Source organism: Streptomyces sp. NPDC055955, assembly GCF_042270245.1.
Classification (GTDB): Bacteria; Actinomycetota; Actinomycetes; order Streptomycetales; family Streptomycetaceae; genus Streptomyces.
This window is the reverse complement of the sequence record NZ_JBHJYS010000003.1, coordinates 282922-294160: the sequence shown is the minus strand read 5'-3', so window position 1 is coordinate 294160 and position 11239 is coordinate 282922. Positions and strand designations below refer to the sequence as shown.

10 protein-coding genes are annotated in these 11239 nt (G+C 71.7%); 4 read left to right on the top strand and 6 right to left on the bottom strand.

The features are described from left to right. Window positions 1–25 precede the first annotated feature (25 nt). Complete coding sequence (locus ACFC96_RS07375; RefSeq protein ID WP_116512450.1) at window positions 26–673, bottom strand: TetR family transcriptional regulator; 648 nt, start codon at window positions 671–673, stop codon at window positions 26–28. A 299-nt stretch (window positions 674–972) separates the two neighbouring features. On the opposite strand from ACFC96_RS07375, the gene ACFC96_RS07370 reads away from it, so the two are divergent. Both ACFC96_RS07370 and ACFC96_RS07365 read left to right on the top strand, forming a co-directional pair. Then, complete coding sequence (locus ACFC96_RS07370) at window positions 973–1659, top strand: VOC family protein (protein WP_376610765.1); 687 nt, start codon at window positions 973–975, stop codon at window positions 1657–1659. A 214-nt stretch (window positions 1660–1873) separates the two neighbouring features. Beyond that, on the top strand, window positions 1874–4279 hold the full coding sequence (locus ACFC96_RS07365) for a PQQ-binding-like beta-propeller repeat protein (protein ID WP_376610764.1): 2406 nt from the start codon (window positions 1874–1876) through the stop codon (window positions 4277–4279). Here ACFC96_RS07365 and ACFC96_RS07360 read toward each other — a convergent pair. Next, complete coding sequence (locus ACFC96_RS07360) at window positions 4276–4932, bottom strand: hypothetical protein (protein ID WP_376610762.1); 657 nt, start codon at window positions 4930–4932, stop codon at window positions 4276–4278. The genes ACFC96_RS07365 and ACFC96_RS07360 overlap by 4 nt on opposite strands. 142 nt (window positions 4933–5074) lie before the next feature. Between ACFC96_RS07360 and ACFC96_RS07355 the strand changes: the two genes are divergently transcribed. Next, complete coding sequence (locus ACFC96_RS07355) at window positions 5075–5668, top strand: hypothetical protein (RefSeq protein ID WP_376610760.1); 594 nt, start codon at window positions 5075–5077, stop codon at window positions 5666–5668. A 22-nt stretch (window positions 5669–5690) separates the two neighbouring features. Here the strand turns inward: ACFC96_RS07355 and ACFC96_RS07350 are convergent, their stop codons facing one another. The 3 genes from ACFC96_RS07350 to ACFC96_RS07340 all read right to left on the bottom strand — a co-directional run bounded on the left by ACFC96_RS07350 (window position 5691) and on the right by ACFC96_RS07340 (window position 8263). Next, the gene (locus ACFC96_RS07350) at window positions 5691–6464 is read right to left on the bottom strand and encodes an enoyl-CoA hydratase/isomerase family protein (protein WP_376610758.1); all 774 of its coding nucleotides are present in this window, start codon (window positions 6462–6464) and stop codon (window positions 5691–5693) included. Then, complete coding sequence (locus ACFC96_RS07345; protein WP_376260364.1) at window positions 6461–6913, bottom strand: Zn-ribbon domain-containing OB-fold protein; 453 nt, start codon at window positions 6911–6913, stop codon at window positions 6461–6463. Before ACFC96_RS07345 ends, ACFC96_RS07350 begins: the two co-directional genes overlap by 4 nt. Window positions 6914–7111: 198 nt before the next feature. Further along, window positions 7112–8263 carry a lipid-transfer protein gene (locus ACFC96_RS07340; protein WP_376260360.1) on the bottom strand — a complete coding sequence of 384 codons (1152 nt, stop codon included), beginning with the start codon at window positions 8261–8263 and terminating at the stop codon, window positions 7112–7114. 123 nt (window positions 8264–8386) lie between these two features. On the opposite strand from ACFC96_RS07340, the gene ACFC96_RS07335 reads away from it, so the two are divergent. Further along, window positions 8387–9970, top strand: coding sequence for a FadD3 family acyl-CoA ligase (locus tag ACFC96_RS07335; RefSeq protein WP_376610756.1), 1584 nt, complete (start codon window positions 8387–8389; stop codon window positions 9968–9970). Between the two features lie 31 nt (window positions 9971–10001). On the opposite strand, the gene ACFC96_RS07330 is transcribed toward ACFC96_RS07335, so the two are convergent. Further along, on the bottom strand, window positions 10002–10952 hold the full coding sequence (locus ACFC96_RS07330; protein WP_376610755.1) for an endonuclease domain-containing protein: 951 nt from the start codon (window positions 10950–10952) through the stop codon (window positions 10002–10004). Between the last annotated feature and the right edge of the window lie 287 nt (window positions 10953–11239).

The window sequence follows — 11239 nt, the reverse complement described above, 5'->3', positions numbered from 1 at the left end:
AAAACCCCGAAGGACTGCTCCAGGGCTACTTCGTCGGCTTCTTGCCGGTGACGCCCAGGTGCACCAACAGGGCCAGATTGGGCTTGAGTTCGGCCTGCTTGACGCCCCAGGTCTGGAAGCCCTTCTGGTGCGAGGCCACCGCGGCGAGCATCGCGACGAGCGAACCGGCCATCGCGGCGGGACTCACGTCCTTGTCGACCTTGCCCTTGGCCTGGAGCTCCTTGACCGTATCCGTAAGGGAGTTGTTCACGGAGTTCAGGATCTTCATGCGGATCTTGTAGAAGCGCTTGTCGCCCTCGGCCGCGCCGAGGTCGACGACGCGCAGGATGGCGTCGTTCTTCCGCCAGAACTCGAGGAATCCGTCGACGAGTTCCTGCGAGGTCTGCCAGCCGGCCTTGCCGACCCAGGAGCGGCCCTCGAGGAGCTGGGTCAACCCGGCGCCCTCCGCGGCCATTTGCTCGGCGATCTCCAGAACGGCGCCTTCGACGTCCGGGAAATACTGGTAGAAGGTCGCCGGTGAGGTGCCTGCCTTGCGGGCCACATCAATGACTTTGACGTCCCGGTAGGGCGAGGAGCTGAGCATCTCGCCGAGGCACTCCAGCAGCTTCTGACGCGTCGCCTGACCACGCCGCCCGGCCACGCGGCCGTCGACGGTACGTACTTGTCCTGTCATGCCGTCAGCTTACCGAGGGGTGATCGGAGCGCGATTCGGCCGACTGCAAATGGGGTTGGGGGCTCCGGCACATGGGTTGATGGGGGGCCGCGCGGGGCTTTTGCGCATGTGGGGACGGGCGGGGCCGCACAAGTTATCAACAGCCTGTGGAAAACCTGGTGGATAAAATTGGCCAAGTGTTCGAATTGGCTGTGCCGTCGACTCCAGGACACGACACCCTGCCACCCAGGGGGCGCCGCTCCCCGCAGTGGCTGGCGGCAGGCCCGTGTACAGCGGGTGAACAGGAAGGACGCACGCCGATGGAGTTCGCCGAAGGCGCCCCTTGCTGGGCCGACGCCGCGCTCCCCGACGTGGAGTCGGGCAAGCGCTTCTACGGTGACCTCTTCGGCTGGACCTTCGACGAGGGCGCGGGCGCCGAGTACGGCTACTACACCCAGGCCTACAGCGACGGACGGAACGTCGCGGCCCTCGCCCCGGACCACGACGGGCGCACGCCCACCGGCTGGACCGTCTACTTCAAGGCCCGCGACGCCGAGACCGTCGCCTCCGCCGTGCGGGACTGCGGCGGCCGTCTCCTCGTCGAACCCCTCTCCATCGGCCCCTTCGGCACCATGGCGCTCGCAGCCGACCCCGAAGGAACCGTCTTCGGCCTCTGGCAGGCCGGCACCCACACCGGTTTCGAGACCCAGGGGGAACCAGGGACGTTCTGCCGCACCGAGCTCCACGCCCGCGACAGGGCGACCGTCGCCCCCTTCTATACGTCGGTTCTGCGGCAGGGCGTCGCTGACCTCGGCATATGTGCCGCCGTCGGCAGCGCCCCGGCCCGCTTCCTCGTCCACTTCGCCGTCACCGACTGCGAGGCCACGGCCGACGCCGCCACCCGCCTCGGCGGCCGCGTGGAGGAAGAACCGTTCGACACCCCGTGCGGACGCGTGGCCGTCCTCACCGACAGCCAGGGCGCCGCCTTCGCCGTCCACCAGGGCTGAACAGGCGCTCCCGCTTCCTTCTCGGCTCCTTCCCGCCCCACGGAATCCACCCGTAATGCGGCACCTCTCCCGTGACACCCCGATTTGCCCCCGGGTTCGCAACCGGAGCCCCGTACAGGAAGAATCGGGGTGCGTGCCGCCGTAGCGCTTCGGTGGTGAGACGCTGAGCGGGGACTGTGCACAGCGACCCGGTCCCGTACGGGGAGGCAGGCAAGTGGTGGATCAGCTGACGCAGCACGATCCGAGGCGGATCGGCCCGTTCGAGGTCCTGGGACGGCTCGGCGCCGGCGGCATGGGACTCGTCTATCTCGCGCGCTCGGCATCCGGCCGGCGCGTGGCGATCAAGACCGTGCGGACCGAACTCGCCGAGGACCAGCTCTTCCGCGTCCGCTTCACCCGCGAGGTCGAGGCGGCCCGCGCCGTGTCCGGCTTCTACACGGCGGCCGTCGTCGACGCCGACCCGCGCGCCGCCGTGCCGTGGCTCGCCACCGCCTACGTCCCCGCGCCCTCCCTCGAAGAAATAGTGAACGAGTGCGGGCCGCTGCCGGCCCAGGCGGTGCGCTGGCTCGCCGCCGGAATCGCCGAGGCCCTCCAGTCGATCCACGGCGCGGGACTCGTCCACCGCGACCTGAAGCCGTCGAACGTGCTCGTCGTCGAGGACGGCCCCCGCGTCATCGACTTCGGTATCGCCTCCGGCGTCTCCAACACCCGCCTGACCATGACGAACGTCGCCGTCGGCACCCCCGCCTACATGTCGCCCGAGCAGGCCAAGGACTCCCGGAGCGTCACCGGGGCCTCCGACATCTTCTCCCTCGGCTCCACCCTCGTCTTCGCCGCCACCGGACACGCCCCCTTCCACGGCGCCAACCCCGTCGAGACCGTCTTCATGCTGCTGCGCGAAGGCCCCGACACCGAAGGACTGCCCGCCGAACTGCGGCCCCTCATCGAGTCCTGCATGAAGATGGAGGCCCCGCTGCGGCCCTCGCCCGCGGACCTCCAGGCCCAGCTCGCCCCGCACCTCTTCGGCTCCGGCAGCGACGACAGCGGCACCGCCTCCGCCTGGCTCCCCGAGCGCTCCGTCGCGCTCATCGAGGAACGCAGGGGCGGACGGCCCCCGGTCAAGAGCAGCGGTCCCGGCCGCGGTGGCAGCGGCGGCCGTGGCGTCCACGGCGGCGGCCCCGGCCCCATGCCGGCCATGCCCGCGCAGCCCCCCGGCCCGCCCCCGTCCCACGCCCCCGGCACCGGCGGCTGGGGCCCGGCGCCCGTACCCGTCGGCACCGCGGGCCTCGCACCCGACGCCGGACCCGTGCGCCTGGCCGGGGCGAAGGTCCCGATCGGTCCCGGCCCGCGCGTGGCCGACGCCCGCGCAGCCGCCGTGAAGGCACCGCCCGCCGACGCCGGCCTCGCAGCGTCCTGGTCCCGCCCCAAGACCGGCGTCAACGGCACCCCCGATCCCGTGGTCCCCGCCCCGGCCCCCGAGCCGGGCGCCGCCTGGCGCCCCTGGCGCTTCCGCATGTCGAACGACGTGTGGGGCACCCCGTCCGTGGCCGGCGACCTCGTCTACGTGACCTCTTTCGAGGTACACGCGCTCGACGTGTCCACCGGCCGGCGCCGCTTCAAGACGCGCGACGTCGCCTGGTCCATGGCCGTCGCCGACGGCCGGATCCACGCCTCCGACGGCCCCACCCTCTACGCGCTCGACGCCCGCGAGGGGCAAGACCTGTGGCGGCTTCAGACCGACGCCTGGGTGTACTCCCTCAAGGCCGACCGCGGCACCGTCGTCACCGGCACCCGCGGCGGCGGCGTCCAGGCCTGGGAAGCCGTCAACGGCGACAAACTGTGGGAGATCACCGGCGCCCAGACCGACTTCGAGTCCCCCGAGGCCGGACCCGTCATCCACGACGGCACCGTCTACGTCTGGCAGGACGCCCGGCTGCGCGCGCTGGAGGCCCGTACCGGCGAGGAGCGCTGGTCGTACCCGATCGGCGACGCGGCCTCCTGCGGCGGCGTCCCCGTCCGCCTGACCCAGGCCTCCGACGGCTACGTCTACGTGGCCGCCGGCACCCGCGTCCTGGCCGTCGACGTCGTGAGCGGCCATGTCCGCTGGCACTTCGAGGCGCCCGCCGTGTTCCTCTGTCCGCCCGCGTTCGCCCCCGGACCCGCCGTCACCGGCGGCGGCGTCTACCTCGCCGACCACCTCGGCACCGTCTACGCCCTCGACGCCACCGACGGCCGCGACCGCTGGCGGATCGCGACGGAACCCCGCCCCTCCTCCATCGAACCGGTCCTCGTCTCGCACGGCCACGTCCACGTGGGCAGCGGCCAGGGCCTCTACACCCTCGACGCCGTCACGGGCACGCCCAAGTGGCGCTTCCAGGCGGGCGGCGAGGTCGTCGGCTCCCCCGTGGTCGCCGACAACCGCATCCACTTCGGCGCCACCGACCACCTCCTCTACACCCTCAAGGCCGACGACGGCCGCCTCCGCTGGAAGCTCGCCACGGGCGGCGAGATCACCGGCGCACCCGTGGTCAAGGACGGCGTGGTGTACGCGTGCAGCAAGGACCGCTGCGTGTACGCACTGGACGCGGAGAAGGGCACCGGGACGGCTCCGGCGCGCTAGGGCCTGTCGCCGGGCCGCCCATCCTGCTGACCCTCCTCGTACGGGGGCTCCTCGTACGGGGGATCCGGGTACGGGGGCTGCTCGGCGTACGGCTGCATCGGGCCCTCCAGCGTGTGCTGGGGCCCGTCGAGCGTGGGCGGCGGGGGCGGCACCGGGTCGGTGAAGTGCGGGGGCTCCGGGCCGCGGTCACCGCCGTACCCCTGGTCCGCGTACTCGGGCGGCCGCGGCTGCCGCTTCCGCCGGCCGCTCATCACGGCCGCGCCGAGCAGCAGCAGCGCACCGCCGACGGCCGCGCCGGCCACTCCGATCCCCAGCCCGGAACCGTCACCGGCCACCACCATCCGCCCTTCGGCCTGCCCCACCCGCACCATCCACAGCACGGTGAAGGCGAGCACCACCACGCCCGCGAACGCGACGAGCAGCCGCGACCGCAGCGCGACGCCGATCAGCGTCGCGACGGCGGCCACCACGAACGGCAGGAGGAGGGAACCGAACAACTCCGCGCGCGCGTCCGTCACTCCAGTACTCGTGAACAGGTCACCGAGGCGGTAGTAGCGCCCGTGACGGCCGTCGTACCACGCACGGAAGGGGCTGGAAACGGCGGCCGCCGCTCCGAGGAGAGCGAGGATCGACCCAAGGACGTTGCGGACCATGCGCAGCCTCCTGAGTGCGGCCCGGTTCGGCTCTCGGTCCCGACGCTACGCCGGGACCACACCCCTCGCCATGCGGCGCTGCTACGGTGTCGGGTCGCCGGACGGAACGCAAGGATCACCATATTTTCGGGGGAGCAGAAGGATGCTGCGACGAGGGTTGAAACTCACGGCACTGGCGGCCGTGGTCGTGCTCGCACTGACCGGATTCTCGACGGGCCGCGGGCACGGGTCGTCCAAGAGCAGGGGACACAGCAGCAGCAGTAGTGGAGGCGGCTGCTCCAGCTCGAAGCAGAACCACAGCGGGTCGTCGTCGAGCACGACGGGCGGTTCCAGTTACGACGATGACGACGACTCGTACGGCAGCTCCGGCTCGGGCTCCTCGGGTTACACGTCGGGCGGCAGCAGCTACAACAGGCGCCCCACCCGCAACCCCAGCACCTCCAGCACCTCGGGGAGCGGCCGGAGCGCCGACATCACGGCGAAGGTCCTCACGTGCGCGGGCAAGGACTCCCCGTACGCGTCCGTCGAGCTCAGGAACCGCGGCAGCCGGGACGGCCGCTACAACCTCACCCTTCACTTCCAGGACGCGAGCGACATCACCGTCATCGACGGCACCACGTCCGTGACCGTCCCGGCCAAGGGCACGAAGATCGCCAAGGTGAAGCCCGGCGGCGACGCGGGCCTGCTCCGGTCCATCGACCACTGCCTGCTCGACGGAGCCCCGGCCCCGAGCTGAGGCCCTGCTTCCCCGCCGCCGGTCACCGCACCCGGAAGCCGCCCGGCCGCCGCGCGGAGAACAGCTCGGCCTGCCGCTCCGGAGGCATATTGCCCAGAGAGATCAACTGCGGCGCGTGCGCGAGGGCCTGCGTGCGCGCCGCCTCCTTGGCCGCCCACACCGCCCGCACCGTGCCCTGCACGGCCTCGGTCGGATACGAGGCGATCGTCTCGGCGCAGCGCACGGCGGCCGCCGAGGCGCCACCGGGCGCCGTGAGTTCGGACACGAGGCCGGTCTCGTACGCGCGCCGGGCCGAGATCCGTTCGGCGGTCCCCATGAGCGCCATCCGTGCCACCTCGCCCGGCGGCATGCGCTGGGCGAGATGGATGGTCTCGAAGGCGCTGACCATGCCGTAGGTCGTATGCGGGTCGAAGAACGTGGCGCTCTCGTCGGCGACGACGAACTCGCTCTCGCCGATGAGATAGAACGCCCCGCCGCACGCCATCCCGTTGACGGCGGCGACGACGGGCTTCCACAGATCGTTGGCCTTGGGCCCGATCGCGACGAGCGGATCGTCGATGCTGTACGGGGAGCGCGGCTGCGGCACCTCGGCGTCGCGGTCGATGCCCGTACAGAAGGCCCGCTCGCCGGCGCCGGTGACGACGACGGCGCGCACCGAGTCGTCGAACCTGAACTCCCGCCATGCGGCGGTGAGTTCGTCGACGGTAGCCAGGTCGATCGCGTTGTGGCGTTCGGGCCGGTCGAGGGTGACGACGGCGACCCCGGACTCCTTGTCGGTCTCGACGCGCACGCTCACGGCCGCTCCAGGACCCAGCGGGGCAGCGTCACGCCGTCGACGTCGGTGAAGACGACCTGCACCTTCGCGCCGATGCGCAGCCGTGCGGGGTCGACGGAGTTCAGGGCCGCGTCGGCGGAGGCGACCAGATTCCCGACGAGCCGGATCCGGGGCGCGTCCGCCAGCTCGACGATGATGGCGTTGTAGGGGGCGACGGCGGCGTACGCGGGCAGCAGCGGTGGATGCGGGACGACGTAGGACCAGATCCGCCCCCGCCCGCTCATCAGCCGCCACTCACTCTCGAACGACCCGCAGTGCGGGCAGCAGGGACGAGGCGGGAAGCGCAGCTCACCGCAGGCGGGAGAGGCGCAGGCCTGCACGCGGAGTTGGGACTGGGCGGCGTAGTGCCAGAAGGGTGCACCGTCGTCATCGATGACAGGTGACAGATAACAGATTTCAGATTCTGTCATTGGTCAATCCAACTTCCCTTTTTGTCATGGGTGAGTCCAACTCCGCCAGGGCGGCGCCGACGGCCACGGCCACGGCGCCGGTGGCCACGGTCACGCTGGCGGCGACGGCAACGGCAACGGCAACGGCCCCGGTCACGCTGACGGCGACGGCGACAGCGACGGCAAAAGCCCCGGTCACGCCGCCCCGAAGCGACACAGTCACGCCCCCCGCAGCAGCAAGGCCGACGTGGGCACCCCCTCGCCCGCCGTCACCAGGCACGTCCCCGCCCCGGGTACCTGCGCCGTGCTGATGCCGCGCAGTTGCTTCACGCCCTCGTTGATCAGGTTGAAGCCGTGGACGTACGCCTCGCTGAGTCCGCCCCCACCGGTGTTGAGCGGCAGCCGTCCGCCGATCTCCAGCGCGCCGCCCTCCGTGAACGCGCCGCCCTCGCCGCGCCCGCAGAACCCGTAGCCCTCCAGGGACAGCGGGATCAGCGGTGTGAACGCGTCGTAGATCTGCGCGACGTCCACGTCCTGCGGCCCGAAGTCCGCCTGTTTCCACAGGTGCCGGGCGGCGGTCCACGCCGGCCCCGACAGCGGATCGTCGTTCCAGTAGTTGACCATCCCGTGGTGCTGGGACGGCAGGCCCTGCGCGACCGAGTGCACGTACACCGGCTTCTGGCGGCAGTCGCGCGCCCGCTCGGCGGAGACGATGACGCACGCCAGCGCGCCGTCCGTCTCGAGGCAGTTGTCGAAGAGGCACAGCGGCTCGCTGATCATGCGGGCCGTCATGTACATCTCGCGCGTCAGCGGCCGCTCGTACATCATCGCGGCCGGGTTCTGGTTGGCTCGGTTGCGACAGGCGAGCGCGACGTTGAAGAGGTGGTCCCTGGTCGCCCCGTACTCGTGCATGTAGCGCCGTGCGAGCATCGCTATCTCGTCGGCGGGGCGCAGCAGTCCGTACGGGCGCGTCCACTGCGCGGGCGTGGGCAGTTGGACCGCCGTGTTCTTCCACGGGCGCGGCCCCGACCCCCGCTTGCGCGACCGCCACGCGACTCCGACGCTCGCCTGTCCGGTGGCGACGGCGGCGGCCAGATGCGCGACGGTCGCGCACGATCCGCCACCGCCGAATCCCACCTTGCTGAAGAAGGTCACGTCCCCCGCGCCGACGGCCTTGGCGACCTCGACCTCGTCGGTCTCCTCCATCGTGTACGAGGCGAAGGCGTCGACCTCGGACGGCGCGATGCCCGCGTCGTCCAGCGCGCCGAGGATGGCCCGGCAGGCCAAGGTCTTCTCGCTCTCGGGGAGTTGTTTCCCGAAGGCCGTCTGCCCGATCCCCACTATGGCCGTCGCGTCCTTGAGCCCCGCCATCGCAAGCCACCTCCGCGCGTCGTGATGCCACCACGATCGTCCCGTCTGCTGACAGCGCGTCAGGCTACCGTTAATCTGACGGATAGTCAGCTACGGGTCGGCTACGGGTGTGGAGGTCGTGCGATGCGCGGGGACCTGGAGTGGGGCACCGTTCCCCAACTGGTGCATGCGGCAGCCGAACGGTACGGGCAGCGCGAGGCCGTCGTCGAGGGCCGTACGCGCCTCTCGTACGCGGAACTCGGCGAACGCGTCGAACGGGCGGCCGCCGCGTGCATCGCCAGCGGCGTCGAACCCGGCGACCGGGTCGCGGTCTGGGCGCCCAACACCCTCGACTGGATCGTCTCCGCCCTCGGCGCGGTGAGCGCGGGCGCGGTCCTCGTCCCCCTCAACACCCGCTTCAAGGGCACGGAGGCGGCCTACGTCCTGGCCCGCTCCCGCGCGAAGCTCCTGTTCGTCACGGGCACGTTCCTCGGCACGTCCTACGTGGCATCCCTGCGCCGGGCGAACACCGAACTCCCCTGCCTGGAGCAGGTCGTCGTCCTGTCCGACACGGCCCCCGACACATCGTCCGACCCCGAAGACCCGCGCGTCTGGCGGACCTGGAAGGACTTCCTCGCGGGCGGCGAGAGCGTCTCGGGCGAGACGGTCCGGGCCCGCGCGGCGGGAATCGCCCCGGCCTCCCCCTCCGACATCATTTTCACCTCGGGCACCACGGGCCGCCCCAAGGGCGCGGTGATCACCCACGCCCAGACCCTGCGCGGCTACGCGATCTGGTCCGACCTGGCCGGCCTGCGCGAGGGCGACCGCTACCTCATCGTGAACCCGTTCTTCCACACCTTCGGCTACAAGGCCGGCATCATCGCCTGCCTGATGCGCGGCGCGACCATGGTCCCGCAGCCGGTCTTCAACGTGGACACGGTCCTCGCCAACATCGCCGCCGAGCGCATCTCCGTCCTCCCCGGCCCGCCCACGCTCCACCAGTCACTCCTGGACCACCCGAACCGCACCGCCCACGACCTCTCCGCCCTGCGCCTCGTGGTGACGGGAGCGGCAGTGGTCCCCCTGCAGCTGGTGGAACGCCTGCGAGGCGAACTCGGTGTGGGCACCGTCCTCACGGCGTACGGCCTCTCCGAGGCCAGCGGCATCGTGACGATGTGCCGCCGCGGCGACGAGGCGTCGGTGATCGCGTCGACGTCCGGCCGGGCCATACCCGGCACGGAGGTACGGGTGGACTCGCCCGGCCCCGGCGAACCCGGCGAGGTCCTGGTCCGCGGCTTCAACGTCATGAGCGGCTACTTCGAGGACGAGGACTCCACACGCGAGGCGTTCACGGACGACGGCTGGCTGCGCACGGGCGATGTCGGCGTCCTGTCCGACTCGGGCAACCTGCGTATCACCGACCGCATCAAGGACATGTTCATCGTCGGCGGCTTCAACGCGTACCCGGCCGAGATAGAGCAGCTTCTCGGCCTCCACCCGCACGTGGCCGACGTCGCCGTGATCGGCGTCCCGGACGGGCGGCTGGGGGAGGTCGGCAAGGCGTACGTCGTACGACGCCCGGGTTCCGTCCTGACGGCGGACGACCTGATCGCCTGGTCCCGCCGCGAGATGGCGAACTACAAGGTGCCGCGCGAGGTGGAATTCGTGCCCGAACTCCCGCGCAACGCGAGCGGGAAGGTGGTGAAGGGGGAGCTGCGGTGCCGGTGAGCTATCCGTAGCTATCGATAGCTGTCCGTAGCTATCCGTAGCTATGGCCGGCTGGTCGTAGCTGTCCGAGGGCGGCGCGGATCTCCTCGATCATCCGCTCGGGCCGCCGGAAGACGTCGGTGGCGGTGTAGCGCAGGAGGAGGCGGACCTCGGGGCACTGGAGTACCTGGTTGAACCGGTCGATGTCCCTCCGGTGTGCCTCCCGGGAGCCGTGGTACGCGTAGCCCTCGATCTCGACGGCGAGCCCTTCGGCCCGGAACAGGAAGTCCAGGAAGCGGCGCCGCCCGTCCGGCGTACGCAGTTCCACCTGGCTCTCGGGGCGCAGGCCCGCGTCGTGCAGGCGCAGGCGCGCGACGGTCTCGGCGGGGGACCCGGCGCCGGGGTCCACGAGTTTCAGCAGGCGTCGGCCACGGGCCGCCCCGAGCAGCGGCGCATTCAGTTCGGCGGCGAGCGCGGCGACGGTCGTGAGCGGGGCCCGGCGGACTCGGCCCACCGTGCGCCGGGTGAGGGCCGACTCGACGGCGACCAGCACGTCGTCCGTGGGCCCGCCTGCCCGGAGCAGGTCGGCGACGGTGCGGTTCACGTGCGTGACGCGCAGCCCCCATCGGACCGTGATCTCGCCCGCCGCGAGGGGCATCCGGTGCACGCGCACCCCCGTCCCTTCCCGGCGGAGCGTGAGCCCGGGGTCGGTGAAGTGCAGGGTGTGGGCGCCGCGCGCGGGGGTGAGCGTCTCGATCCGCCAGAGCGCGGCGGCGCTGTGGTGACTGACGACGAGCCCCGGCTTGAGCAGTTGTACGGTGCGCAGGCGTATCTGCAGGTCGGGCCTGCGCCCGGGCTCCGCCCAGGCCCCGGCGCGAATCCGGGGCCACCCTTCACCCCGCAACCGCCGGGTGAGCGTACGCCTCGCCCACCCGGCTTCGAGCGCGACCGAGGTGAGCAGCACCCCGCCCCGCGCCAACGCCCGCAACTCCGTCCCCGCCATGAGAGGACTCTGCCGGAGCGGGGGATGTGGCGGGTTGGCCTGTGGATAACTCGCGGGTGGGGTGCCCGGCGGGTCAGGTGGGCCAAGCCGTGACGTGGAGGACGTAGACGCAGCGGCGCGCTCGTCGACCTCGGCGGACGCGGCCTGAGGGTGCGTGGCGCCTCCGACGCCGTGGGGCGTCCGGCTCGTGCACCCAGCGCCAGTCACTCACCGTCGAACGAGTCCCGCGCTGCCGCGTGACGCCCATGGCGATACGCCGGGCAAGGCGAGGAGGCGCGTACGGCGAT

Coding starts and splice junctions, on each gene's coding strand:
- ACFC96_RS07375 (WP_116512450.1), bottom strand. CDS start 673: ATGACAGGACAAGTACGTACCGTCGACGGCCGCGTGGCCGGGCGGCGT.
- ACFC96_RS07370 (WP_376610765.1), top strand. CDS start 973: ATGGAGTTCGCCGAAGGCGCCCCTTGCTGGGCCGACGCCGCGCTCCCC.
- ACFC96_RS07360 (WP_376610762.1), bottom strand. CDS start 4,932: ATGGTCCGCAACGTCCTTGGGTCGATCCTCGCTCTCCTCGGAGCGGCG.
- ACFC96_RS07355 (WP_376610760.1), top strand. CDS start 5,075: ATGCTGCGACGAGGGTTGAAACTCACGGCACTGGCGGCCGTGGTCGTG.
- ACFC96_RS07345 (WP_376260364.1), bottom strand. CDS start 6,913: ATGACAGAATCTGAAATCTGTTATCTGTCACCTGTCATCGATGACGAC.
- ACFC96_RS07340 (WP_376260360.1), bottom strand. CDS start 8,263: ATGGCGGGGCTCAAGGACGCGACGGCCATAGTGGGGATCGGGCAGACG.
- ACFC96_RS07335 (WP_376610756.1), top strand. CDS start 8,387: ATGCGCGGGGACCTGGAGTGGGGCACCGTTCCCCAACTGGTGCATGCG.
- ACFC96_RS07330 (WP_376610755.1), bottom strand. CDS start 10,952: ATGGCGGGGACGGAGTTGCGGGCGTTGGCGCGGGGCGGGGTGCTGCTC.